Annotated in this window: 22 protein-coding genes and 2 pseudogenes; 11 read left to right on the top strand and 13 right to left on the bottom strand. The window is 72.3% G+C overall.

What is annotated here, in order from left to right:
• Window positions 1-36: 36 nt before the first annotated feature.
• The 3 genes from E9998_RS24525 to E9998_RS24515 form a co-directional block, all read right to left on the bottom strand.
• A complete protein-coding gene (locus tag E9998_RS24525) occupies window positions 37-498 on the bottom strand; it encodes a MaoC family dehydratase (protein ID WP_136532380.1) in 462 nt (153 codons plus the stop codon).
• Window positions 495-1244 (bottom strand): 3-oxoacyl-ACP reductase FabG, encoded by a 750-nt coding sequence (fabG, locus tag E9998_RS24520; RefSeq protein WP_136532379.1) that lies wholly within the window; start codon window positions 1242-1244, stop codon window positions 495-497. Before fabG ends, E9998_RS24525 begins: the two co-directional genes overlap by 4 nt.
• 140 nt (window positions 1245-1384) lie before the next feature.
• A complete protein-coding gene (locus tag E9998_RS24515; protein ID WP_136532378.1) occupies window positions 1385-2473 on the bottom strand; it encodes a zinc-binding dehydrogenase in 1089 nt (362 codons plus the stop codon).
• 74 nt (window positions 2474-2547) lie between these two features.
• Between E9998_RS24515 and E9998_RS24510 the strand changes: the two genes are divergently transcribed.
• The 4 genes from E9998_RS24510 to E9998_RS24495 all read left to right on the top strand — a co-directional run bounded on the left by E9998_RS24510 (window position 2548) and on the right by E9998_RS24495 (window position 6620).
• Entirely contained in the window at window positions 2548-2781 is a 234-nt protein-coding gene (locus tag E9998_RS24510) for a DUF4190 domain-containing protein (RefSeq protein WP_136532377.1), read from the top strand.
• A 115-nt stretch (window positions 2782-2896) separates the two neighbouring features.
• Entirely contained in the window at window positions 2897-3532 is a 636-nt protein-coding gene (locus tag E9998_RS24505) for a TetR/AcrR family transcriptional regulator (protein ID WP_136532376.1), read from the top strand.
• Between the two features lie 61 nt (window positions 3533-3593).
• Window positions 3594-6119: an MMPL family transporter gene (locus tag E9998_RS24500; protein WP_136532375.1), complete on the top strand. Its 2526-nt coding sequence runs from the start codon at window positions 3594-3596 to the stop codon at window positions 6117-6119.
• Between the two features lie 93 nt (window positions 6120-6212).
• Complete coding sequence (locus E9998_RS24495; protein ID WP_136532374.1) at window positions 6213-6620, top strand: hypothetical protein; 408 nt, start codon at window positions 6213-6215, stop codon at window positions 6618-6620.
• A gap of 36 nt (window positions 6621-6656) precedes the next feature.
• On the opposite strand, the pseudogene E9998_RS27220 reads toward E9998_RS24495, so the two are convergent.
• Window positions 6657-7181, bottom strand: a pseudogene (locus E9998_RS27220) (TIGR03086 family metal-binding protein); the annotation flags it as partial.
• Window positions 7182-7190: 9 nt separating this feature from the next.
• Here E9998_RS27220 and E9998_RS24485 point away from each other — a divergent pair.
• From E9998_RS24485 to E9998_RS24475, 3 genes are all read left to right on the top strand, one after another.
• Window positions 7191-7775: a hemerythrin domain-containing protein gene (locus E9998_RS24485; protein WP_204745642.1), complete on the top strand. Its 585-nt coding sequence runs from the start codon at window positions 7191-7193 to the stop codon at window positions 7773-7775.
• A gap of 45 nt (window positions 7776-7820) precedes the next feature.
• Entirely contained in the window at window positions 7821-8381 is a 561-nt protein-coding gene (locus E9998_RS24480; RefSeq protein WP_136532373.1) for a P-loop nucleotide/nucleoside kinase family protein, read from the top strand.
• A 65-nt stretch (window positions 8382-8446) separates the two neighbouring features.
• Entirely contained in the window at window positions 8447-8932 is a 486-nt protein-coding gene (locus E9998_RS24475) for a DUF5956 family protein (RefSeq protein ID WP_136532372.1), read from the top strand.
• 72 nt (window positions 8933-9004) lie between these two features.
• Here E9998_RS24475 and E9998_RS26015 read toward each other — a convergent pair whose 3' ends face one another.
• From E9998_RS26015 to E9998_RS24435, 9 genes and pseudogenes are all read right to left on the bottom strand, one after another.
• On the bottom strand, window positions 9005-9148 hold the full coding sequence (locus tag E9998_RS26015; protein ID WP_204745641.1) for a hypothetical protein: 144 nt from the start codon (window positions 9146-9148) through the stop codon (window positions 9005-9007).
• 39 nt (window positions 9149-9187) lie between these two features.
• Window positions 9188-10684, bottom strand: coding sequence for an SNIPE associated domain-containing protein (locus E9998_RS24470; RefSeq protein ID WP_204745640.1), 1497 nt, complete (start codon window positions 10682-10684; stop codon window positions 9188-9190).
• A gap of 135 nt (window positions 10685-10819) precedes the next feature.
• Window positions 10820-11044: pseudogene (locus tag E9998_RS26010) on the bottom strand (SRPBCC family protein); the annotation flags it as partial.
• A gap of 51 nt (window positions 11045-11095) precedes the next feature.
• Window positions 11096-11227 (bottom strand): SRPBCC family protein, encoded by a 132-nt coding sequence (locus tag E9998_RS26005; RefSeq protein WP_204745638.1) that lies wholly within the window; start codon window positions 11225-11227, stop codon window positions 11096-11098.
• Between the two features lie 184 nt (window positions 11228-11411).
• Entirely contained in the window at window positions 11412-12623 is a 1212-nt protein-coding gene (locus tag E9998_RS24455) for a CHAT domain-containing protein (protein WP_136532371.1), read from the bottom strand.
• Window positions 12617-14254, bottom strand: coding sequence for a tetratricopeptide repeat protein (locus E9998_RS24450; protein WP_136532370.1), 1638 nt, complete (start codon window positions 14252-14254; stop codon window positions 12617-12619). The genes E9998_RS24455 and E9998_RS24450 overlap by 7 nt, the downstream gene beginning before the upstream one ends.
• A 769-nt stretch (window positions 14255-15023) precedes the next feature.
• Complete coding sequence (locus E9998_RS24445) at window positions 15024-16058, bottom strand: hypothetical protein (RefSeq protein ID WP_136532369.1); 1035 nt, start codon at window positions 16056-16058, stop codon at window positions 15024-15026.
• A complete protein-coding gene (locus E9998_RS24440; RefSeq protein ID WP_136532368.1) occupies window positions 16055-18049 on the bottom strand; it encodes a hypothetical protein in 1995 nt (664 codons plus the stop codon). The genes E9998_RS24445 and E9998_RS24440 overlap by 4 nt, the downstream gene beginning before the upstream one ends.
• A 449-nt stretch (window positions 18050-18498) precedes the next feature.
• Window positions 18499-19317: an alpha/beta fold hydrolase gene (locus tag E9998_RS24435; protein WP_136532367.1), complete on the bottom strand. Its 819-nt coding sequence runs from the start codon at window positions 19315-19317 to the stop codon at window positions 18499-18501.
• Between the two features lie 122 nt (window positions 19318-19439).
• Here E9998_RS24435 and E9998_RS24430 point away from each other — a divergent pair, with 122 nt between their 5' ends.
• The 4 genes from E9998_RS24430 to E9998_RS24415 all read left to right on the top strand — a co-directional run bounded on the left by E9998_RS24430 (window position 19440) and on the right by E9998_RS24415 (window position 25179).
• The gene (locus E9998_RS24430) at window positions 19440-19877 is read left to right on the top strand and encodes a MarR family winged helix-turn-helix transcriptional regulator (RefSeq protein ID WP_240037745.1); all 438 of its coding nucleotides are present in this window, start codon (window positions 19440-19442) and stop codon (window positions 19875-19877) included.
• A gap of 114 nt (window positions 19878-19991) precedes the next feature.
• Window positions 19992-21263 (top strand): PA2928 family protein, encoded by a 1272-nt coding sequence (locus E9998_RS24425; protein WP_136532366.1) that lies wholly within the window; start codon window positions 19992-19994, stop codon window positions 21261-21263.
• Between the two features lie 69 nt (window positions 21264-21332).
• Window positions 21333-22124, top strand: coding sequence for a hypothetical protein (locus E9998_RS24420; RefSeq protein ID WP_136532365.1), 792 nt, complete (start codon window positions 21333-21335; stop codon window positions 22122-22124).
• A 136-nt stretch (window positions 22125-22260) separates the two neighbouring features.
• A complete protein-coding gene (locus E9998_RS24415) occupies window positions 22261-25179 on the top strand; it encodes an Hsp70 family protein (RefSeq protein ID WP_136532364.1) in 2919 nt (972 codons plus the stop codon).
• Window positions 25180-25198: the final 19 nt, after the last annotated feature.

Raw genomic sequence — 25198 nt, 5'->3', positions numbered from 1 at the left:
TGTGGGGCCGCTCCGCTTTGCGTTCTCCTCGCGAGGCTATTCGGGCACGTAGAGCGTGATCGTCTGGGCGACGAGGGCGGGCTTGTCGGCGTCCTCGATCTCGATCGTCACGGTGAACCCGGCGCGTACGCCGAGGTTGACCTGCTCGACCGAGGCGAGTTCCACGACGGCGCGGACGCGGGAGCCCACCGCCACCGGCTGGAGGAACCGAAGCCGGTCCAGGCCGTAGTTCACCGACATGGCGAGGCCGCCGATGTCGAAGAGGCCCTTCGTGAGGAAGGGCAGCAGCGAGAGCGTCAGGTACCCGTGGGCGATCGGGCCGCCGAAGGGGCCGGACTTCGCGCGTTCGGGGTCGACGTGGATCCACTGGTGGTCGCCGGTGGCCTCCGCAAATGCGTCGACGCGGCCCTGATCGACCGTGAGCCAGTCGCCGGTCGCTTTGGAGCCCAGGGCATTCGTGAGCGAACCGGGCGAGGGGACGGTGATCTGAGGGCTCATGCGCGCGGGCCTCCCGCCACGTACAGCACCTGGCCGGAGGTGAACCCGGCGTCCTCGGAGCAGAAGAAGGACACCGCGGCGGCGATGTCCTCGGGCTTGCCGACGCGCCCGACCGGCGCCTCTTTGGCCGCGTGCGCGAGGAAGTCCTCGAAGGGCACGCCGATGCGCTCGGCGGTCGCCTTCGTCATCTCGGTCTCGATGAACCCGGGCGCGACCGCGTTGGCGGTGATCCCGAAGCGGCCCAGCTCGATCGCGAGCGTCTTGGTGAGGCCCTGCATCCCGGCCTTCGCGGCGGCGTAGTTCGCCTGCCCGCGGTTGCCGAGCGCCGAAGTGCTGGAGAGGTTCACGATCCGGCCCCAGCCGGCCGCGACCATGTGCGACTGCACGGCACGGCTCATGAGGAACGCGCCGCGCAGGTGCACGCCCATGACGGCGTCCCAGTCGTCGGCGGTCATCTTGAACAGCAGGTTGTCGCGCAGGATGCCGGCGTTGTTGACGAGGATCGCGGGCGCGCCGAGTTCGGCGGCGACGCGGTCGACGGCCTCGGCCACGGCGGTTTCGTCGGCCACGTCGGCCCCGACGGCGAGCGCGGTGCCCCCGGCCTCCCTGATGGTCTTCGCGGTGGTCTCGGCCTGGTCCTCGGCGAGGTCGAGGACGGCGACGGCGTGGCCGTCCGCGGCGAGGCGGCGGGCCGTGGCGGCGCCGATGCCGCGGGCGGCTCCGGTGACGATGGCGGTGCGTGCCATGGGCTTTCCCTTCAGAGTTGACGGCCCGCGATACTGCCGGGCCTCGTACGGTGTGGAGTTGCGCTGCGGGAGCGGGTCCCGCCTGATTCGGTCGTGGAGCGCCCGGCATCGGCCCGGGCCCGCAGACCCCGGACCTCTATTCAGAAGGCGATGAGCTGTCGCAGGGCCTCTCCTGCGGCCAGTCGGTCGAGCGCCGCGGGCAGGTCGTCGAGCCCGATGCGGTCGGAGACGAGCCGGTCGAGCGGCAGCCGCCCCGACCGCCAGAGTTCGACGTACCGGGGCACGTCGTCGCCCGGTACGGCCGATCCGAGGTAGGAGCCGACGACGGTGCGCGCCTCGGCGGTGAGGCTCAGCGGGGAGATGCTCGCCCGCGCGTCGGGGTGCGGGAGCCCCACGGTGACCGTGGTGCCGCCCGGCGCGGTGAGCGCGTACGCGGTCTCGAAGGCGCGGGCCGAACCGGCGGCCTCGACCACGAGCGGCACGCGCTGCGCTTCGGCCTGGCCGGGGGTTCGAGCCTCGGCGCCCAGTTCGCGGGCCATGTCGAGCTTCGCCGGGACGGTGTCGACGCCGATCACCTCGTGGCCCAAGGCCTTCGCGACGAGCAGCGCGGCCATGCCGACGCCGCCGAGCCCGACCACGGCGACGGTCTGTCCCGCAACGGGTCTGCCCGCGTTGACGACCGCGCCGCCGCCGGTGAGCACGGCGCAGCCGAGGAGCGCGGCGATGTCGGCCGGGACGTCGGCGTCGACGGCGACGACGGAGGTCGCCGAGACCACGGCGTGGGTGGCGAAGGCGCTGACGCCGAGGTGGTGGCGGACCGCCGAGCCGTCGCGGTGCAGCCGGACCGCGCCGCCGACGAGGGTTCCGGCCGCGTTCGCGGCGCTGCCGACGGTGCAGGGGAGTCGGCCTCGCGTCCCGCAGGCCTCGCAGGCGCCGCAGCGGGGGAGGAAGGTCATGACGACGCGTCGGCCCGGGGTGATCGCGGTCCCCGGCCCGGCTTCGACCACGATCCCGGCGGCCTCGTGCCCCAGGAGCATCGGCACCGGGCGGACCCGGCTGCCGTCCACTACGGACAGGTCCGAGTGGCACAGGCCCGCGGCCTCGATGCGCACCAGGAGCTCTCCGGGCCCGGGCCCGTCGAGTTCGAGCGGCCCGATCGAGACGGGCTTCGAGGCTGCGTAGGGTGCGGGCGCACCGCAGCGTTCGAGCACGGCACCGGTGATCTCCACGGCGACCTCCTTGTCGACGATCGGGACCGACCAAGCATACCGACTGGACGGTTTGTAGCGCTACCCTCCCGCGTGTGTTTCCGCAGCGGCCTGCCCGCCCCCGCACCAACTGCTTCGCCGTCGCCGCGCTCGTGCTCGGCATCGTCGGGCTGTGCGGGTTCCTGGGCATCCTCGGCCTCGTCTTCGGCTACATCGCGAAACGGAGGATCGTCGAGCGGAACGAGGCCGGCGACGGCCTCGCGACCGCCGGGATCGTCCTCGGCCGGATCTCGGTCGTCGGCACGGTGGTGCAGTGGCGCGGCTGGTGATCGTGTAGGGCTGAGCGCGGCCATGCGCCGGTCGCCGCTTCGCCCGGCGATTGTGCGGAGGCACACATCGTGAAAACGATGCACTCAGTGCATCGTTGCATCTAGTGTAGGCGGCATGTCCGTCGCACCCGACGAGCCCGTCGACCGCCGGGCCGCGCTCAAGGCCAAGAGCCGCAAGGCGATCCTCGACGCCGCCGCGAGCCTCATGGAGGAGCGGCGCAGCACCGACTTCTCCGTCGACGAGCTCGCCGCCGCCGCCGACGTCTCGCGCCGGACCGTCTTCAACCACTTCGGGTCCCTCGAAGACGTCGTCACCGCCGTCTCCGGCGAGATGCTCGGCGAGGTCGTGGACCGCATGACCGCGCAGGCCGCCGACGCCGCCCGCGAGGCCGAGACCGTCCTCGGCGACCTCGTCGCCACCGCCGCGGCCGGGCAGCTCGTGCCCACCGTCGTCGACCTCTTCGACATCCTCGGCGGAGACCTCGCCGACCCCAGCCACCGCGAGGCCGTGCTCATGCAGCGCGCCTTCAACCTCTTCACCGAGCGCATCACCGCGGCCATGGTCCGCCGACACCCCGACGCCGACGCGCTCGCCGTCGAACTCCTCGTCGCCGCCTTCTGCGGCGGCATCCTCGGATTCGTCCACCGCTGGATCGCCGAGACCGGCGCGGCCGACACCCCCGCGTCCCGGCGCGCCTGGGACGACCTCATCGCACGGCTCACCGCAGTGCTGCGAGAGCCCGGCGCGTGACCGAACACCCGAAACCGTACGACCGAGCCGCACAACCGGGCCTTACCACCAGGAGACCACCTTGGCAGAGTTCCTGTACCGCGTCGGGCGCTGGTGCGCCCGCCGCGCCAAGACCGTCATCGGCATCTGGGCGCTGATCCTCGCCGCCGCAGCCGCCGCGTTCGTCCTCTTCGGAGGGACGCTGGCGAGCACGCTGTCCATCCCCGGCACCCCCACCGAGGAGGTCACCGACCACCTCGCCGAGGCCCTCCCCGCCGCCTCCGGCGGCAGCGGCCGCATCGTCGTGAGCACCGAGGACGGCTCCGCCTTCACCGAGGCGCAGCAGACCGCCATCAGCGCCGTCATCGCCGACGCCAACGAGGTCGACGGCGTCGAAGCCGTCACCGACCCCTTCGCCACCGAAGCCGACCGCGCCGAGCAGCAGGCCGCCGTGGACGAAGGCCTCCTCCAGATCGAGACCGGCCGCACCCAGATCGAAGAGGGCCGCACCGGCATCGCCGACGCCCGCGACGAACTCGCCACGGCCCAGGCCGGACTCGACGCCGCCTACACGCAGGCCGAAGGCGACCCCGCGGCCACCGCCGCGCTCGACGAGCAGCAGGCCCAACTCGACGCCGGCGTCCAGGAACTCGACGCCCAAGAGGCCGAGCTCGAAGCGGGCGCCGCCGAACTCGAAGCCCAGGCCGCCGCACTCGACCAGGGCGCGCGCCTCCTCGCCCTCGCCGCCGACATCCACATGGTCTCCGAGGACGGCAGCACCGCGATCGTCGCCGTCACCTTCACCGACCCCGCGCTGGACGTCACGCCCGAGATCAAGACCGCCGTCACCGACGTCTTCGAAGACTCCCCTGTGGACGGCGTCGAGGTCGACTACTCCAACGACATGCTCGACACCGTCCCGCAGATCGCGGGCGTCAGCGAGGTCATCGGCCTCGTCGTCGCCGCCATCGTGCTCGTCGTCATGCTCGGCACCCTCATCGGCGCCGGCCTGCCGCTGCTCACCGCCCTCGTCGGCGTCGGCATCGGCGCGCTCGCCACCATGTCCCTCTCCGGCGTCCTGGAGATGGTCTCGGTGACGCCGATCCTCGGCCTCATGCTCGGCCTCGCCGTGGGCATCGACTACTCGCTGTTCATCGTCAACCGCCACCGCCGCCAGCTCAAGGAGGGCTACGACGTCGACGAGTCGATCGCCCTCGCGACCGGCACCTCCGGCAACGCCGTCGTCTTCGCCGGCGCCACCGTGCTCATCGCGCTGGCGGCCTTGAACATCACCGGGATTCCGTTCCTGGGCCTCATGGGCTCGGTCGGCGCGTTCTGCGTCGCCTGCGCCGTGCTCGTGGCCGTGACGCTGACCCCGGCGATGCTCCGCTTCGTCGGTCCGCGCATCCTCTCCAAGCGCGAGCGGCGGACCCGCGACGCGCAGGAGTCGCACGCGGCCCCGGCCGCGCCGAAGCCGATGCGCACCGGCCGCGCCGTGGTGCGCGTCCTCGTGGGCGTCGGGGCGCTGATCGCGGTCGCCGTCCCCGCACTCGACATGCGGCTCAACCTGCCCGACGGCTCGCAGGAGCCGCACGACACCACGCAGTACCAGGCGTACAACACGATCGACGAGAAGTTCGGGGCCGGGCTCAACGGCTCCCTCCTCGTGGTCGCCGACCTGACGGGCACGCCCAGCGAGGCCGACACGCTCGCGGCCCAGGTCGCGGTCGCCGAGGCCGTGGCGGCCGAGGACGACGTGGTCGCCGTGGCGCCCATCGGGACCTCCGAGGACGGCACGACGATGGCCTTCCAGGTCGTTCCCGAGGACGGCCCCACCTCCGAGTCCACTCAGGAACTCGTGCACGTGCTGCGCGACCTGTCCGTCGACGGCGTCGGCGAACTCGGCGTCGCGGGCTCGGCCAGCGGCAACATCGACGTCTCGGAGATCCTCGCGGACGCCCTGCCGATCTACCTCGCCGTGGTCGTGGGCCTCTCGCTGCTCATCCTGATCCTGGTGTTCCGCTCGATCATCGTGCCGGTCCTGGCGACGCTCGGGTTCATCCTCAGCTACTTCGCGGCCCTCGGCGGCGTCGTGGCGATCTACCAGTGGGGCTGGGCCGCTAGCGTGTTCGGTGTCGAGACGCCCGGGCCGATCCTGAGCTTCCTGCCGACCATCCTGGTGGGCATCCTGTTCGGGCTCGCGATGGACTACATGCTGTTCATCGGCTCGGGCATCCGCGAGGCGTACGCGCACGGCGTCCCGGCCCGCGCGGCCGTCGTCTCCGGCGTGCGCGCCGGTCGCTCGGTGGTGACGGCCGCGGCCATCATCATGATCGCGGTGTTCGGCGGGTTCGTGTTCTCGCACTCGGCGATGATCCGGCCGATCGGCTTCGGGCTCGCCTTCGGCGTGCTCGTGGACGCGTTCCTGGTCCGGATGCTCATCATCCCCGCGCTCATGCACCTGGTGGGCGACAAGGCCTGGTGGCTGCCGAAGTGGCTCGACCGCATACTGCCCGATGTGGACGTCGAGGGCGCGGCCCTCGAACGCCGCCACCCGCACCACGAGGAAGCGGTGCCCGACGAGGCCGAACCGGCCGAGAAGGCCTGACGCCCCGCCCCGCCGCCGGTCCTCCGGCGGCGGGGCGCTCTCGTCGGTGGCCGTGCCGGAGTAGCCTCGCCGCACCCCTAACGAGGAGCGAGCATGGACGCCGCGCACCCTTCCGGCCCGATCCGGGTCCGTCACCATAGCGCGCTGAGCGCGAGCCTCATCTCCACCGGTTTCAGCGCTGGGGGTTTCGGCTTCCTCGTCTTGCAGCTCACCGGGACGCCCGTGCTGCTCGTCCTCGGCCCGATCCTGGCCGCGGTCGGATTCGCGAGCCTCAAGGTGCCGCTGTTCACGTACGAGGAGGGCACGCTGCACGTCCACGGCCCCTTCGGCGGCCGGATTCGCAGCTACGGCCGGGCCCGCGGCGAGCGGCTGCGTTCCGAAGAGCCCCATCTCTACAGCGTCGCGGCCGACGGCCGCCGACGCCGGATCGGCACCGCCCTCGCGATGCGGCACGACCTCGCGGCGCTCCACGAGGCCGTCCGCTCGACCCAGGACGACTAACGCCCGGGCCTTCCAGCTCGGATCGCGCCCGAGCACCGACAGCAGCACTTCGAGCCGGCCCGAGTCGGCCGCCGGCGCGAGGGCCGGGGCGAACGGCGCGTACGGTCCGACGCGCGCGGGCCCTTCGAGCGGGACGTCCATCGCGAGCGGCAGCACCGCCTCCAGCAGCTCCGGCTCGAACTCGACGCGGCGCCCGATCGCGGCGGCCACGTCCCAGGCGTGCACCACGTAGTCGATGAAGTGGTACCCGAGCGCGGTCGCGCCGGGCGTCGGCACCGGCGTGTCCAGGCCCGCGAGGAGCGGCCAGGTGCGCTCCAGCGCGCCGTCGGCGTTGAACGCCGCGACGACCTCGTGCGCCGAGGCCGCGAAGTCGCCGGGGACGGCCGGCAGCTCGGCCCACACTGCCGGGTCGAAGTCCTCGCCGCGCGCGGCGGCGGCGAAGCCGCGGTTCTGGCCCGCCATGTGCGCGAGGAGCGCGCCCAGATCCCATGCGGCGCAAGGTGTCGGCAGGCACATTTGTGCGGGCTCGACGAGTTCGACGATCGAGACGGCGTAGGTCATCGTCCGGCGGTGGAAGGTGAGGAGATCGGTCATGACCGGGATCCTAGGCCCGCCCCGCCCGCCGCGGTAGTATCCGTCGCGGCGCCCCTCCCGGCGGGCGGGCGCCGTACCGCGAAGGAGTCCGCCATAAGTTCCGAGACCGACCGCCTGGTCGCGTTCAGCAGTCAACTCCGTGCCGTCCACCAGCAACTCCGCAAGGCCCTCGACCTCGCCCGACGCTCCATCGACGGCGAGTTCGACGACTCGCCCGGCCACGACCTCCTCCTCTTCTGCCGCGGCTTCTGCACCGCCCTGAGCGGCCACCACCGCAGCGAGGACGGCGGCCTCTTCCCCCAGGTCGTCGCCGCCCACCCCGAACTCCAGCCGGTGATCGCCAAGCTCATGACCGACCACAACATGCTCGAACACCTCATCGGCCGCCTCGCCGCCGCGATGGACGAGAACGCCGACCCGGACGACCTCCACGACCACCTCGACGGCATCGGCGCGGTCATGGAGACCCACTTCCGCTACGAGGAGAACCAACTCCTCACGGTCCTCGATACGCTTGCGCTCGAAGGCGCCCCGACGGCGCTCCTGGGAGACCTCGCCTAGGCGCGCACCGGGGTCGCCGAACGTACCGACCACTGGAGGATTCCGATGCGCAACGACCGGGCCGCCCGTCCCCAGATCATCGCCTTCGCCGGCCTGCCCGGCACCGGGAAGTCCACTCTCGCAGAGGCGCTCGCACGCGCCTCTCGGACGCCGGTGTTCGCCAGTGACTGGCTCATGGGGGCGCTGAAGCCGTACCACGTCTTCAAGCACATGGACGATTCTACGTACGGCGAGCTCTACCACGGACTGGTCGAGTCGCTGGTGACCCGCCAACTGCTCATGGGCCAGTCGGCGATCACGGACTGCGTCATCGACGACGATACCGCCGAGCGCTGGGCGCGGCTCGCCGCCGACCACGACGCCGAACTGCGGGTGGTCGAGTGCGTCTGCACCGACCTCGACCTGCACCGGCGGCGGGTCGAAGGTCGCAAGCGCAACATCCCCAACTGGCACGAGATCGACTGGGACCACGTCGAACGCATGCGCCGCGAGCACCCGCCCCTGACCGTCGACCGCCTGACGGTCGACGCCGTCGACCCGATCGAGACCAACCTCGACAAGGTCCGGGCGTATCTCGGCGCGCCCGCGCCGGATCAGCGATCCTGATCCGAGAGGGCCCCATGCCGGCGTAGTGACACCGGGCGCTCTCGCAGATGAAGCGGAGGCTCTTGATGACTGAACCGGCCGAGACGGTGCTGTCAATGCCGCCCGATTTCGGCGATGACGGCTTCGCGCACATCGATGGCAGGGCGTTTCTCGAACTGGCCGAAACGGGCTGGGACGCCCTCATCGCCGAAGCCGCCGGGCGCGACCGGCTGCGACTGGCGCGGCACGTCGTCGCCGACCACACCGTCCGCACCATATTTGAGCACGGCGATCAGACGCGGACGGTGACCTCGCCGCGCACCAGCGGCGACCAAGACGACATCGACGGCGCGATCGACGAGCATCTGACCGAAGCGGGCCGCGCGCCGCGGCCACGCGGCTACCGCTGGTTCCTGGCCGTGCCGCCCGGCATCAGCGACCCCACTGAGTTCTCACGACGAGTCAACGTGCGCTTCGCGGAGCTGACCGGCACCGCTCCCGACGCGGCCGAGGCGTACGCGGCCCTCGCAGTGATCATCGAAGAGCTCTATGCCGATGAAACACCGGCATAGAGCCCCCGACTGAGCGCCGCCGCCGGTGCCGTAGGCGGCCCGGCTGAGATGGGAAGAATAGGCCTCCGTCCTTTAGGTGACCTTGTCTTCCGCTGCGGGAGTTCGGGTCTCGCCTCCGCTCGCGCGCCACTCGTACGCCTCGGGCTCGTCGGTGTATTCGAGCAGGTGCTCTCCCGCGAGTTTCGCCAGCGCCTCGCGGACCTCGGCGGGCGACACGTAGAAGAACTCGCGCCGCAGGTTGACCTGGTTGACGCGCTACTGCGCGAAGGCCTCGTGGAGCCGCGCTTCGAGGCCGCGCGCGTCTTCGCTGAACACGAGTGCGTGCACGTCGAACCGGAACGGCACCGAGGCGTCGCCGAGTTCGTTGACGCGGTCCATCGGCTCCAACCTGCGGGTCATGCCGATCTTGACCATGTCGGGGCCGAAGGCGCCGCGGTTGGAGATGACGTAGACGAATCCGGCGGCCGAGTTGGCCTGGCGCGTGAGCACGTCTTCGAAAGCGGCCTCGACCTGGTCGAGTTTCGCCGTCAGTTCGGCGACCGCCGCGGTGTCGCCGCTCGCTTCGAGCTTCGCGATGGCGGTCATGAGGTGCGAGCGCTCCTTGTCGAGCTTCTCGCGCTCTTTGAGCATTTCGCGTTGGGCGCGTTCCTCTTCGCGTTCGAGGGCGCGCTCCTCGCGGATGCGTTCCTTCTCTTCTGCGGTCTTGACGAGGTGGTCGGCGGTGAGGCGGAGTTCGTCGAGGCGGAAGCGGTGGTATTCGTCGGTGATGCGGATCTGCATGGTGGAGCCGAGGCGGGCGATGGTCTCGCGGGTCTTGCCGAGGCGGGTGAGGGCGGAGTCGAGCTTGTAGGGCTTCATGGTGCGGACGAGGCTGTCGGCGTCGGCGTTGTAGGCGCGCAGCATGAGCTTCGCCGTCTCGCGCACCATCTTGCGGCCCTGGGCCTCCGAACCGTTGACCTGCCAGTTGGTGACCGCGGTGAAGGCGAGGTCGTGCCGGACGAGGAGCTTGTACTGCTCTTTGATGTGCTCCAGTCGCATCTTGTAGGCGACCGCGTCCTGGAGCGGGTGGTTGTACTCGTAGATGCCGGCTTCCTGGAGCAGCACGGTGTCGCGGGTCTCGACGAGGTCGGCCTTCGCCTGCTCGATCTCGATGCCGATGCCGATGCGGTGCAACTCGACGCCGGCGTTCTGGGTCTGGACGCGAAGCTGCCGGAGCTGTTCGGCCGCTGCGGCTTCGGCGGTCGCCGTCGCGGCTCGGGCCTGCGTTTCGAGGTGGTCGACCAGCGCCTTGCGGCGGCCGATCTCGACTTGAAGCTCTGAGGCTTCGAGGCCGCCGAGTGCCTGGAGCTCGCCGACGTTCGCCGCGAGCGCCCGCTGGAGCCGCCCGGCGAACGCGGTGAGCGCTGCGACCTGGGATTCGAGGCGGGCCTTGCGGTTTCCGAGGCCGTTGTCCGCGGCGACGGCTGCCACCGGCGTGTCGAGGAGCTGCCGGAGGTCCGGGTTGACCAGTCCGTTCGAGGTCGCCGGGGCGGACGGCGGGGTCGGGACCGGCGCCGGACCTGGAGCCACCGGAGCAGGGGCCGGAGCGGTCTGCGCCGGCACGTGCGGCGCCTCGGCCGACGGCGCGACCTCCACCCACCACTGCCATCCGGGCGGGGCGCTCGGCCAGGTCGGTGGCTGCTGCCAGTGCTCAGGCGGCGTCCATCCGGGGGCTACGGGCCAGCCCGGGGGCGCGTTGAATCGGTGGGTCATCGGATCCGCTCCTTTGCCGACAGCACGATGAGTGACCTCACGATTCCATCGATGAAGGCGGTCGGCAACGGCTGAGCGCGGGAATGCATGAACGGACCGTCCGAACAGGCCGATCGGAGGATCGGCGCTCCGGCGCTAGGCCTCGGCGGCAACGGGTTCGATGGCGCGGAGGAGGCCCGGCCAACCGTTGCCCATGCCTTGGACCGCCTGACGTCCCGTCGGCGAGTCGAGGTCGAAGCCGGTGTGGTCGAGTACGAGGAGCGTGCCCTCGCCCTGGGGCTCGAGGCGCCAGGTGATGACGGTGTCGAGCACGCCCTCCGCGAAGCGGTAGGCGAGCCTGCGTTCGGGCACGACCTCGGTGACCTCGCAGCGCTGCGAGCCTCAGGCGCCCATGTCGAACGTGAAGGTGTGTCACACGACCGGTTTGACGTCGCCTTCCGCCCACCACCGTGCGTGCAGTTCGGGGACGGTCAGGGCCGCCCAGACCTTGGCGGGCGGGTGCGGAATGTACTGCTCGCAGTGGATCGAGTCGGTTTCGGTCATCGCGTTGCTCCTCGTCGAGTACGTCGGCCAGGGCCTGCATCCGCTGTCGCCAGTAGTGCTCGAACGGGTGCAGCCATTCGCCGACTTCGGCCAGTCCGCCGGGCTCCAGATGGTAGAACCGGTGCCCGCCGCGGGGCTCTTCTCCGACGCGTCGACTCTTCCCGAGGTACTAGTGGGCGGTGCCTCAGCCGTGGGCGGTGGCGAGGGCCGACCAGATGACGGGGGAGTCCTCCAGGCGTCCCTCAGCCTCCCAGGCGGCGGCCTTCATTTTCTGCCAGTCGTTCAGGGCGGCAACGGGGTCCGGTGTGTCGTGGGCGGCGTCGACCGCGGTGATCGCCTCGGGCAGGAGGCTGGTCTCGGGGGTGGCCTCTGGCGCGAAGGCTCGGATGCCCGCGTCGGTGGGGAGGGTCCAGCGGGTGGCGGTGACGTACTGGGCGCCGCCGTGGATCGCGGCGGCGACGAGGCCGACCGGTTCGGCGAAGCGGGTTTCGCCGCCGCTCTCGCAGGCGATGAACGCGACGCGGTTCGGCATCCGCCAGGGCGCGAGCGAGTCGGGGCGGTGGCCGAGCACCAGGTCCGCGGCCGTCAGGGGGCGGTGGCCCCGCACGGCCGCGCCTCGGCCGGTGGTGGCGGGGCCGCAGCTGAGGTGGAGGCGGGCGTCGAGGCCGTTCTGGGAGGTGGTCACGTGGCCGACGTAGAGGAGCCGGGCGGCGTCGGCGAGGAGCGGCTCGAGCGCGTCGCGGTCGAGGTCGTTGCGGCGGAAGGGCGTTCCGGCCGGGACGCGGCGGTCGCCGAGCCTTTCGATCAGGTCCTTGAGTTCGGGGCCCGGTTCGCCGAGGACCGAGCCGAGGCCGCTCGACGGCGGGCCGGGGACCTTCGGGTCCAAGACCGCGACGACCCTGCCGTCGGGGTTCCAGGGGGAGACGCGGCGCTCCGGGGCGTTGCGGACGGTCGCGGGCGGCAGGACCGAGACGTCGGAGTTCGTCACGAACCGCTCACCCTCGTCCACGTGCAGTGCCTCCCAAGGCACTTGCGAAGTCCACAGTGAGGGTTGGATGCGCACGTGCGGGCGCAGTCCCCGCTCCAGCATCCCGTTCAGTTCCATCGCGAGCTGATAGGGGACGAGCGCTCGGGCGAGCGCGGTCGTCAGTTCGATCTCGCGGTCGCGGTCGACCAGCGGCCCGGTGAGGGACCGTTCGAGCGCCTGGTCAACGGTCTCGCCGGGCAGCGGCGTGGGCAGGGCCATCGCGAGGTCGTTCAAAGCGGGCAGCATCGTGTCGGCGGGGACCATGATGTTCTGGATCGCGCCGAGGTCGTGCTCCCAGCGCCAGGAGTAGAAGAGCGCGTCGGTGTCGACGATCTTGAGCTGAACCGTGGGGCGTTCGGGTATCACCATGTGTCGATCACCTCGTCGGATCGGATCGGGAAGCCGTAGCGCCGTTCGGTCTCCTGAATCCACGGCTCCAATTGGGACTCACGCCAGGGGTTCACGCGCAGGCGCGGCGGGAGCGCGAAGCGCGTCGCCGGGAAGGACTCCGAGAGCCCGGTGATGAGGGCCGAAGCGGTGTAGGAGAGCCGCCCGAAGTCCTCGGGGACGTCGAGCGCGAGCGGGTCGGGGCCGAGCGCCTCGGCCAGCGGCACCGTCTCGGGGGCGGCCGGGGCGTGCAGGGAGACCGTGGCGCTCATGTGCTCCAGGAGTTCGGAGACGAGGGCGCCGTCCTGCATTGCGGCCGCGAGGTGGAGGGCGTGCGCCATCGCGGGGATCGCGACCGTGGCGGCCCACTGCTCGCGGGCGCGGCCGGGAGCGAACTGGTGGCGGATCGCGTCGGTCGCGAGCGCCGAGGGCAGCGACAGGTCGAACGCGGCCCGCAGGAGCCGCTGCGACTCGGAGGCGGTCACCGCGATCGCGCACCGCGCCGAGACGGCGAACGAGCGGCGCATGTCGATGCGCGCCAAGTGGTATCGAGCGCCGGACGCGGCGTAGACCTCGCGGGCGGCGAGGTAGGACGCCTCGGCCTCCTCGTACTCGGCCCCGGCGGCGGCGAGGTCGCCCGCGACGGCGAGCGCTTCGGCGAGCATGGTCGTGTGCCCGGACTCCCGCAGCACCGCGAGGGCGGGCCCGAGCAGGGCCCGGGCGGTTTCGACGTCCCCGGACTGGAGCGCGCCGTGCGCCCGGCCGAAGCGGATCTCGGCGGCCCGGAGCGGTTCCTCGCCGTCCGCGAACGCCTGCTCGGCCTCGGCGAGGAGTCGCTGCCCGGAGGCGAAGTCGCCCATGCGCATCGCCGCGCGGCCCTGGTTCGCGACGGCGAGCGCGGCCGCGGCCGGGTCGCCCGCCGCCGCGTGCACCTGCTCGGCCAGGCGCAGGTATTCGAGCGCGGCGCCGTGGTCGTTGAGGGCCTGGGCGATCACCGCGAGGTTCGTGTACGGGTGGCCGGTCAGGCGCGGGTCGTGCGCGGTGGCGAGCTGGAGGGTGTGCCGCGCGGCCGCCTCGGCCTCCTCCCAGCGTTCGAGTCCTATGAGGAGCACACTGCGGGTGTTGTGGAGCATCACGGCGACGAGCACATCGTCGCCGACCGTCTCGGTGTCGGCGGTTAGGGTCATGGCGGTGTCGAGGTCGGCGAGCGCGTCGTCCAGGCGGCCGACGAGTTGAAGCGTCTGGGCGCGGTTGATCAGGAGCGAGGCGTGCACGGCGGCCGTGCCGTACCGGTTCCCGGCCTCGCTCTGCGCCCGCTCGCAGGCGAGCAGGGCCTCCTCGGTGTAGCGCAGCGCCTCCCCGGGCTCGCCCCTGCCCTCGGCGAGCGCGGCGAGGTTCGCGAGCGCGCGGGCGCGGCCGTCGAGCCCGGCGGCGTCCACATCGGGCACGGTGGTCAACTCGTAGGCCTGGAGGAGCAGCGCCGTCGCCTCGGCGTTCCTGCCGTCGTTGGAGAGCATCGCGGCCCGATTGTTCAACTCGCGGAACGCGGCCCAGCGGGGCCCGGTGGTCTCGGCCCCGCGCAGGCCTATGAGGTGGTCGGGGACGTCGCTCATGCGGTCGCCTTCAGGGTCGGCGTGGTGAGGTGATCGGTCGAAGCGGTTGCGCGGCTCTCGAACCCGAAGGCCCTCGCACGCGGGTCGCGTGTGAGCGCGACCGGAACGGTCTCGCTGCGGCCGAGCGGGCCGGCCATGCGCGACGGGTCGCCATTGCACGAATCGCAGCTCTTGGCGACTGCGACTGCGGCAGTCGGCGCTGAGCGACCGAGGCGCCGGGATCGGCGATGCGGTGCGCGTGGGATTCCGGCCCGGGCGCGGCACGATCCCGGCGGGCTCGCGAGACGGCCGGTCCCTGGTGACGGGTCCCCCGGGTGGGCGGAGCGAGGCTGGAAATTCGCGGACGGCGGCGTTGAACAACCGAGGTGCCGGGGTCGGCGCACTGCCTGCATGAGTCCACTCCCGGCGCGGCGCGGCCCCGGACAGGCGGGAGGGGCGGTCAAAGTTGATGGAAGGCAGCTGCGCGAGACGTGTCCGGTTGTTGCGGTCGCGATCTGCGTTCGGGGGTTGAATCGCCTGCGTAGAAGACCGGGCGCCCGACGGTTGGCACTTCTGGCGCGGCACTGTCCAGTGCAAGCGAGTCGGCCGGTCATGGGCGAGAGAGCACTCTCGCGGGAAGCGGGCTCGGACTTCGTGGTTGCGGGGGCGGGTGAACTAGGCCTCGGGATCGGATGTCGAGCGCTCGGGTGGGTTCCGTTCGGTCTCGGCACGGTTCCGGCCGGTCGGTGGCGGGCGTTCAGGTCCGCACCTGCCGGGCATGGCTTGTCGCTCATGGGCGGGCCGCCCTTTCGGTCAATGAGGCGGCGGGGTCGGCGAGGCGTTCCGCGGCGAAGGCGAGGATTGCGGCCCGGCGGTCGGCGGCTTCCGGATCGGACGGCGCGGGGAGGGCGAAGCCGGGGGCGAACACTTGGAGCGTCCGGTCGGCGGCCGGAAGCATCATGAAGCCTTGGGGCGCTTCGATGTCGCCCGTGAATGTGTCGCCGTCGAGACTGAGCGGCAGATCGAGGCCCGCGATGCGGGCGGTGAGCGGGAGGTCGCGCGCGTCGGGGGCGGCGGGGAGGGTGACCGCGAGGGTCAGGGTGCCCGCGCGCATGGTCGCCGTCCAGGTCGCCTCGGCCGCGGCGTCGGCGAGGCCCTGCGGCATGAGAGCCCAGTCCACCGCATCGGTGCCGCTCGCGAGCACGAGGTCTCCGGACTCTGAGCCGCCCGCGGCCAGCGCCCAGTCGCTCTGCACGCGTTGCGGTTCATGTTCGAGCGTGATGCCGTGGTCTTCGGCGAGGCCCTCGACCGATGCTGCGAGCGCGCGAGCTTCGGCCCCGAGGATCGGGTGGCCCGCCAGGGTCGTCAGCGCTGCCAAGTCGATCCCGGTGAGTGCGCGTTCGACCGCCTCCACATCGTCGAGGAGGTGTTCTACCGCCGATGTGCGCCAGGCGGTCTCGGCCCGCAGGAGGCCCGGCGCGAGCGCGGGGACTCCGGTTTCGTGGGAGGCGGGCCACCAGGCTTCCGCCCAGTGCAGGTGCGCCAGCGCCCGCGCGGCGTCGAGGACCGGCGACGCCTCCTCGGTCGTGAAGGACGTGACTCCGAGCTCGAACCCGTAGGTCAGATAGGGGCCGTAGACCTCCCACAACCAGTCCGCGGCCAGCGCGAGGTCGTGGATCTCGGCGGCCGGGTGCGGGGACCGGTCGAGTACGTCCCACAGCAGCAGTGCACCCCGCGCCTCCACGAGCGCCGTGCGCTCCGGATGGGGTGGCCGGGAGCCGATGCGGATGAGGTCGCCGCTCCGCTCGATCGGGAAGCGAGTCACGGCCTCACTCCTCGTTCGAGGGAGCGGCGCAGTCGGTCTCGCTGGTCCATCACGACCGAGCGCAGGACCCCGTCGAGCAGGTCCCATACCTCGTCGGAGGCGGTCGACTCGCCGCGCAGCTCGCGCCCGTGCACGCGGGCCCATAGGCGTCGGAGGTAGGAGCGGCGCACGGTGCGGACGTCTTCGCGCAGGTCGGCGGGAGCGGCCTCGTTGTGCGGCAACCGAAGCACTCGATGCACATAGGACTCGCGCTGCCAGCGGCGCAGGAGGCGCGCGTTGGCATCGGTGGTCGGGGAGGCGGCTGCAATGCCGCTCCATGCGGCGTCCGTGGTTGCGGATTCGGCTGCGATGCCGCGTTCTGCGGCGGTGCCCGGAGCTGCCGAGGCGGCCGCGATGTCGGGGTTGGTGCCGGCGCTCGTGGCCGCGGGGGTGGACGGCTCGCCGAGGCCCGCGCTGGCGTCGCGGCCGAGGGCCATCGTGACCCGGCCGGGCTCGGTCGCGAGCTGCCAGGGGGCGGCGGAGCGGGTGATCTCGCCGCGGACGAGCGAGGGCACGTCGCCCATCGACTCGCGTTGGAACACCGAGGTGAAGGCCGCGAAGAGCCGCTCCATGATGGACCGGTCGAAGGGCTTGGGCAGTGAGCGTTTGGAGGCGCGGTCACCGAGTTCGGGGCGGTGGGGCCGGTCGGCGACCGTGAGCCCGTATCCGCGTGCGACCCCCGGCGAGTCGAGCTCGGCGGCCTCGATGCTCCCGACGCGATCGGCGGCCAACGCATCCCAGAGACCCGCGTCGGGCTCGGCGGCGCAGCCGTCGAGGAATGCGGCCAGGCGATCATCAGGGGCGGGAGCGGGCTCGGAAGAGGGGTGGAGGAGGCGACCATCGGAAACGGCCGCGGACCCGCGCCCGGGGTCGGGGGAGACCAGCCCGCGCACAGAGGTAGCAGCCGGGTCGGCAGGGCGGCGCTCAATCGCTTCGCCCGGAGTGCCACTACGGGCGGTGCCGATCGGCGCCGCGTGGCCGCGACCCGAGAAACTTCCCGGCAGAGGCGAACCAGGATTGTCGGCGCCGACTTCCGTTGCGGCCGAACCGGTCCAGGTGCCGCTCGGGCTTCCCGACTGGTTCGAATCAGGGTCGTTGCCGGGAATGCCGCGCGCTCCGGTCAGGGCGGTGTAGTTCGGAGCGGCGGCCCGAGCGGATTCGAGCGGCTGGCGATCACCAGAAGCGGGGGCGCGGTCAACCGGCGGGCGACCGATGGCGTTTCCGCGATCCGTCGTGGCGGATGGGCCGAGCCGAGGCGACTCCGTTGCGCCTACGTTCTCGCCGTGGAGCGGCTTCCCACCGACAATGGCGGTCGAGTTGCGATGGGGCGGGAGACCGTCGGCAGCGGATTGGCGGTCTGCTGGGGCCGGTGGGCCTATTCGAGTCGGGTTGGCGGTCCCGGATTCAGGCGTGCCTCTTCGTTCCCAGGCACTGCGGAGGAGGCCGGTGAGTTCGGCGGTGCGGGAGGGGTCGGTTACGAAGCGGCGCAGGCGGTCGACGGTGACCTCACCGCGCTCGGTGTGGACGTCGGCGACGGTTTCGGCGGCGATGCGGGCGGCGTCGGGAGCGGTCTTGGGATCGCCGTGGAGGTGCGCGAGTTCGAAGCAGCGCTGGAAGTAGAGGTCCTGCGGGTGGCCCTCGGTGACGCCCGCGCGTCTCCGGGCCTTCTTGACCAGTTGGAACCATGCGGCGGTCGCGGCGAGGGCCGGGCCCGCGTCGAGGATGGCGCGGCGGAGGGCGTCGACGTGTTCGACGCCGATCACGCCCCCGGCGAAGCGCGGGTGCTGGGCGGGGCGCAGGACTAGCGGGTCGAGCAGGAGCTTCACGGTGCGCGCGAGCGGACGGCCCGAGGTGTTGCTCAGCGGCGCCACGGCATCGCCGAGCTGCGCCCACGCGTCGGCGATGAGCATGCCCCGGGGCACGGCCGCGGCGGCCGCGATGCCTTGCACCATGTCGCGAAGTGTAGTCGGCCCGCGCCGCGACCGATTCGGGCGAATTCGGGGAGGAAAGGGCTCCGACACCGACTGAATACGAGGAACGCCCGCGCTCCGGCGCGGGCGTTCCGCTGTTCCCGGGGCACACCGAGTGTCCGAGTGGGCCCTGGGGAAGGCCCCCGATTTCGACCGTAGCGCGGAGAACCTGAAGCGGAGCTGAAGGCGGTGCAGTGCCAGCGAGGCCGGTTCGGTCGCATCCGAAAGAAGCGCCTCGGCGCCGGGAGAGGGCCCCCGGTTTCGACGCTAGCGCGTGGTTCCTGAAGCGGAGCTGAAGGCAGTCGGGAGTTGGTCGCGGTGGGGCCGAGTGGTGGAGGTTGACGTCTCAGAACTGCAGGCGCTGACCGGTTGGCCGGAAGGAGGCTCGGGCGGTTTGCCTGGCCCCCTTCGCAAGCGGGTTGCGACTCTTGTCAGCGGGTGCTGAATTCGGCGCGGAGGTGGTCGGCCCAGGCTCGGGGGTGGGTGAGGTTGCCGTTGTGGCCGCCGGGGGGGGGGGTGAGGGGGCGGTCGAGGAGTTCGGCGAGGTGGGCGGCGGCCTGGTGGTCGAAGGCGGTTCGGGGGGTGGTGGTTCCGGCGGCGGGGATGATGCGGGTGGTGGTCTCGTTGAGGCGGTCGCGGCAGCCGGGGTCGGTGCGGATGGCGGTGAACTCGTTGGTGATGAAGTGGGCGAAGTTCGCTCGGCGCAGGGCGTTCATGGGCTGCGGGGTGAGATCGGGTTCGGTCGGGGACGCCGGGTCGATGCCGAGTGAGGCGGCGATGGCGGGGAGGGCGGCGGCGAGGCCGTCGGTGGCGTGGGTCTGTTGGAGGTCGGCGAGTTCGCGGCGGTGCGCCGCGGCGGCGGCGTCGGGCAGGAGCCAGGGGGCGACCGGTTCGTGGGCGATGAGGGTGCGGACCTGTTCGGGGTGGTCGGCGGCCAGGTGGAGGCCGATGAGGGCGCCGAAGCTGCACCCGAGCATGAGGGCCGGGCCGTCGGCGAGGTGGGTGAGGAGGCGGTGGGCGTCCTCGGCGTGGTCGGCGATGGTGACGCGGGCCGGGTCGTCCGCGGCGCTGCGCGAGAGGCCGCGGCGGTCGTAGGTGAGGCAGGTGAAGTCGCGCTGGAGGGCGTTGACGAGGTCGACGGAGCGGTCGGCGTCGCCTTCGCCGCTTTGGGCGATGAGCAGGAGCGGGCCGGTGCCGCGCTGTTCGAAGTAGATGGTCGCGCCGTCGACGGGGAGCAGGCCGGTGGTCATGGGGTCCTCCTTGGTGGGGTGGTTCGCTGGACGCAACGATATTGCATCAGTTCTGATGCATCAAGAATGACGTATCTTTTGTGATGCATCAGTCATGATGTATTGTGGGCGGCGTGAACGGCATGGAACTGGCCCTGTTGGGCCGCACCCTCATGAAGCTCGGCGAGGCCGCCATCCCCACCGAGGGCATCAGCGGCCACGGCACCAGCGAGCAGTCGGTGATCATCGTCGCCGCCGACATCAAGGCCCACCCCGGCACGCCGGTCAAGGACGTCGCCGCCCGGACCGGGTTCCCCCAGAGCAAGGTCTCGGCCTGCGTCGCCCGCCTGAAGGAAGCGGGCGCCGTCGAGAGCGAGGCCGACCCGGCCGACCGCCGCCGCACCCTCCTGCGCCCCGCCGGGCGCGTCTCGGCCCGGCTCGCCGAGGTCCGCGCCGCCGACGTCGACCCGATCCTGGCCGCGGTCCTCGACGACCCCGACCGGCTCGCCGAGGTCAAGGCCGCGCTGCGCCTGCTCGCCGACCGGCTCGACCCGAGCGCACTGGGCCGCATCGGCGCCTGACCGCGCCGAAACCGTACGTCGCCGAACCCGTACCGCGCCAAACCTGTGATCGGTAGGGCGGGCCGGGGAGCGACGCTGTGGGCGTCGAGCGCTTGTTGCCGAAGGAGGCCCACGATGAGCTACCACGACCCCGCCCGCAATCCGCTGCCCGCGCACTCGCCGACAGTGCGGTCGCCGTACGGCACCGCCGCGCATCCGCTCACCCCCAAGGCGCGCAAGGGCCCAGGGCTGCGATTCGTGCCGCTGTTCCTCATCCCGACGATCGGCATCGGCGCGTTCGCGATCATGGGCGAGCACCTCACCGAAGGCGAACCGGACATCACCCTCCAGTCGGGCATCGGCTTCGCGACCGTCGACGGGACCGAGGTCGCGCTCGTGCCCTACGACCGCACCGGCGGGTCCGGCATGATCGAGTCGATCGCGAACGACATGTTCGAAGTGCGGATCGCCGCCGTCGACCTCGACTCCGGGGACACCCTGTGGGACGTGCAGCTCGCCGACGAACTCGTGTGGGGCGCCGCGGTGATCGCCGCCGGGGAGACCTACGCGTACCTCGCGACCGACGACGGCCTCACCGTGCTCGCCCTCGCCGACGGCGACACCGTCGCCGAGCCCGGCGAGATCGCCGGACTCGCAGGGGCCCAAGCGGCTTCGGGCACCGCGTACGCCTACGACCCCGGCGTGGGCGCCGTCGTCGCGCTCGATGTGAACGGCGCCCTCCACACCGTCGCGCTCGACGCCCTCGAAGCCGCGCCCGCCGACGAGGCCACCGCCGCGACCTGGTCGGGCCTGCTCTACGCCGACGGGACCGTGCCCGACATCGGCGGCCTCACCTCCACGGAGGCGCTGCTGGCCGACGGCGAGAGCACCGTGCGCCTCGAACCGACCGCGGACGGCGCGCTGGCCTCGTCCCTCGCCCTCCACGGCGCCGAGACGCGGGCGCTCGGCACTCGCGTCTACTACGGCGCCGCGATCGTCCTCGACCAGACCTCGCCGGTGTCGACCGCTGTGGACGTCGATGTGGACGCCCTCATGGAGGACGTCCTGGGCGGCGGCGAGATCGACACCGCCGAACTGTGGGCGGGCCTGGGGAACACCGCCGCGGGCGCCGCCTCCGGGCACGTGCTAGTGGAGCACACGCCCGAGCCGAACGGCGAGGCCGTCGCCCTCACCGTCGTCTCGCTGGACACCGGCCAGGTGACCGCCTCGCTCGACGTCGGCGGGCGCCTCGGGCGCGCCGCGACCGGACCAGCGGGCCACACCGTCGTCATCGCCGCGCCGCCGGGCGGCTACATGCAGAGCGACCTCGTGATCGTCGGACCCGAAGGGTCCGTGGTCCGCACCGACCTCGGCGAGAGCGACTTCCTCGGCGACCTCTTCCAGTGAGAAACCTGTGACCGGTAGCCGCCGCGCCGGCCCGACACTCGATACACCTCGAAACACAAGGAGCACCTCATGTTCAAGGCCATCAGCTGGCTCGTCTTCATCGTCGGCGCCCTCTGCACCGTCATGTTCGTCCTCACCGGCATCAACAGCGACGAACCCACCGCCTGGGTGAACGGGTGGATGGTCGGCCCGATCCTCCTCCTGTTCGTCCTCCCCACCACCGCCTCGGTCGGCCGCCTCGCCGACGGGCCGCTGCGCGAGCTGCGCGGCCTCGGCGCCAAGGGCTTCGAGGGCGCCCCGATCGGCATGGGCACCGTCGTGTCCGCCTCCCGGACGGGCCTGAGCATCAACGACCAGCCGCAGCTGGAGATCCTCTTCGACGTCGACACCGTCGACGGCCAGTCCTTCCGCGGCGTCGCCAAGACCATCGTGGACATCACGGAGCTGGCGGCCGTCGTGCCCGGCGCGATCCTCCCCGTCCGGTACGTCCCCGGCAGCACCGACGGCAGGGTCGCCATCGCCGCCGACGCCCCGCAGGCCGAGATGCAGGCCGCGCTCGACCGCGTCCGCGTCGCCAAGGGCCTCGTGACGCCCCGCCAGCTCCAGATCGCCGAACAGGGCGTCGAGGCCAAGGCCGTCGTGCTCGCCATGAGCCCGACGGGGGAGATCCGCGGCGACCGGGCCGTCATGGACCTCGACTTCCGCGTCACCCGCGCCGACCAGACCACGTTCGACCTCCACCAGCAGAAGCCCGTGGACGCGAGCGCGATCGCCCAGATCCAGCCGGGCATGGTCGTGCGGGTCCGCTACCTGCCGCACGACGAGTCCGAGATCGTGGTCCTCACCGCCCTCAACCCCTGAACGGTGCCCCGTCGGCCCCGCCTCGGCGGGGCCGACGCGTCACTCCGGCCCTGTATCCTCGCGTCAGGCCGCCGCCCGCGGCCCCGCCCCCCGCACAGCCCCGCAGCCCAGCCCCGCAACGAGTGAGTAGGACAGAGTGCAGACCCCCGTTCGGCTTGCCGTCGACCTCGGCACCACCCACACCGTCGCCGTCGTCGGCCGCGCCGGCCAGGAACCGCGCTCGCTGCTCTTCGACGGCTCGCCCCTCCTCGCCTCCGGCGTCTTCCTCGACGCGGACGGCACACTCCACACCGGACGCGACGCGCAGCGGCTCGCCGCGGCCGAGCCCGAGCGGTTCGAGCCGCATCCCAAGCGCCGCATCGACGACGGCAGGGTGCTCCTGGGCGACCGCGAGGTCCCCGTGGAGGAGCTGCTCGCCACCGGCCTGCGCCGCGTCGCCGAGGAGGCCGCGGCCTCGGGGCTGCGGCCCGCCGAGGCCGTCATCACCCACCCCGCCGACTGGGGCCCCTTGCGCCGCAACGTGCTCGAACGGGCCGCGGCGATCGCGGGCCTGGACGAGGTCCGGCTCGTGCCCGAGCCGATCGCCGCCGCGACGTACTGCGCGAGCGTGCTCGGCCAGGAGATCCCGCGCGGCGGGACCGTCGCGATCTTCGACTTCGGCGGCGGCACCTTCGACGTGGCGGTGGTCCGCCGCGACGACGACGAGGCCGCCCGGCTGCGGACCCTCGCGTTCGGCGGCCTCGACGACCTGGGCGGCCTCGACGTGGACATGGCGCTCACCGCGCACCTCGGACGCATCGTCGCCGAGCGCGACCCCGAGCTGTGGCAGCGGCTCAGCCACCCCGAGACCACCGCCGACCTGCGCGACCGCCTCGCGTTCTGGAGCGAGGTGCGCGCGGCCAAGGAGATGCTCTCGCGCACCTCCACCGCGCCGGTGGCCCTGCCCGGCCACAACCCGATGGGCCTGCACCTCACCCGCGACGAGCTGACGAGCCTCGCCGACCCGCTCGTGGCCCGCGCGGTGGACGAGACCCGCCGCACCCTCGAACGGGTCGGGGTCGCCCCGGCCTCGCTCGCCGCGCTGCTCCTGGTCGGCGGCTCCAGCCGGATGCCGTTGGTCGCCACCAGGCTGCACGCGCGGCTCGGCGTCGTCCCGTCCGTCCCCGAGCAGCCCGAACTGCCGGTCGCCTACGGCGCGTACCAGCATGCCGTCGCCGAACCGGACGCCGCGCCCGTCACCTCCCCGCCGCAGACGCCGCCCGCTCCGGCCGCGCAGTCCCCGGTCACCTACGCGCCCTTCCCGATCCCGGACCTGCGCGCCGCCGCGCCCGTGCAGCTGCCGCCCGTCTCGACCACTCCGGCCGCCGTCCCCGGCGCGGCGCCCTCGGAGCCGCAGCCCGCCGCGAGTCCCGCGCCGTCGCCCCCGGCGCCCGGGTTCGCGCCCGAGCCCACGCCGCCGGTGCAGGACCCGAACCGCCCGCCGGGCTTCGCGACTCCGGACGCCGAGCCGCGCACGCCCGCCGGGCCCTACCAGGCCCTCCCGCCGCAGGTCCACACAGGACCGCTGCCGGTGGGCGGTCCGCCGCCGCGCAACTGGGTCGCCGTCTCGGTGTTCTCCTCGATCGTCATGGTCGTGGTCGTCGCCCTCGTCGTCGCGCTCTCTCAGACCGACTGGGGCTCCCTCCTCGACTTCGGCGGCGACACGCCCGTCGAGGGCGCCGGGACGGGCACCGACGGCACCGACACCGGCGGCCTCGCCGAAGAAAACACCTCCGAGCAGGCCGCGCTCACGCTCGTCGCCGAACGTGAGCTCAACGCCAGCGGCGCCTCCGCCGTCACCGTCGGCGACGGCGCCGCCTACCTCGCGCAGGTCGCCGAGGGCGCCACCACCGTCTGGGCCGTCGGCGCCGACGGCGCGGAGCTGTGGACCGGCACGTACGACCTCGAACCGACCGAGTTGCACCTGGTCGTCGTCGGCGACGTGCTCGTCATCGACGCCTACGAGTCGGCCACCGACGAGGGCGAGAGCATGCGCGCCGCCGTCGACACCGCCGACGGCGACTTCCTGTGGAAGCGGGCCTGGGACCAGTACTACCGCAACGACGTCGCCTTCTACGGCACCGACGTGCTCGTGGAGCAGCGCGACGGCTTCGACGCCAACGCCGCCATCCGCATCGACCTGCGCACCGGCGACGAGGTCTGGTACGAAGCCGGGCCTGAGGACCTCTACATCATCGACGACTACCGGATCAAGGCCGAGACCGTCTGGGACACGGGCGAGGACGAGCCGGGCACCGCGCCCCCGAACTCGTACTCCCTCTACGACAACCTCGCCGCCACCGACCGCTTCGTGGACCTCGACCCCGATGCGGGCACCGCCGTCGTGCGCGACGCGGGCGACGGCGGCTCCCTCGACAGCGGCGACCTGCCCTTCGACGCCGAGCTCTGGACCGCCTTCGACGGCCGCGCCATCGGCAAGCTCTCCGACGAGGAGTCCCCGGGCCGGGCCGTGCTCGCCGCGTACGCCCTCGACGGCCTCGGCAAGGACTGGACCCTCGAGTTCGAGGCGGGCTTCAGCATCAAGCACGTCAAGCCCTGCGGCCCCGACCTCGTCTGCGCCGCGCTCGACCACCTCAACGCCGACGACCAGTACAAGACCATCGCCGTCGACACCGAGACCGGCGAGCAGGTCTGGCAGCTCGTCACCGACTGGGCCTTCGACGACCACTGGTACGGCGCCGAGAGCGGCATCGCCTTCGGCGACCAGGTCTTCGACACCCTCGACACCGCCTCCATCCTCTACTTCGACGGCACCGTGCGCTCCGGCGGCGCCCTGTTCACCAACATCGTGGCCGTGCGCGGCGACCTCGTCGTCACCGAGTCCTACGGCACCGAGAACGAGTTCGCGGTCATCGACGTGGCCACGGGCGGCGGCGCCGCGCCGCAGTCGATCGGGTCGGCCTACATGGAGCACGCGTCCGTCGCGGGCGACCTCGTAGCCGTCCTCACCGACGGCGGCCTCGCGCAGGTGTTCACCGTCCCCGACCTCGGCTGACCGACAGTCCACTCGGGAC

The organism is Glycomyces paridis (assembly GCF_004912155.1).
GTDB lineage: Bacteria > Actinomycetota > Actinomycetes > Mycobacteriales > Micromonosporaceae > Glycomyces > Glycomyces paridis.
The sequence above is the reverse complement of the archived record's forward strand: the minus strand, read 5'-3'. Positions and strand labels throughout refer to the sequence as shown.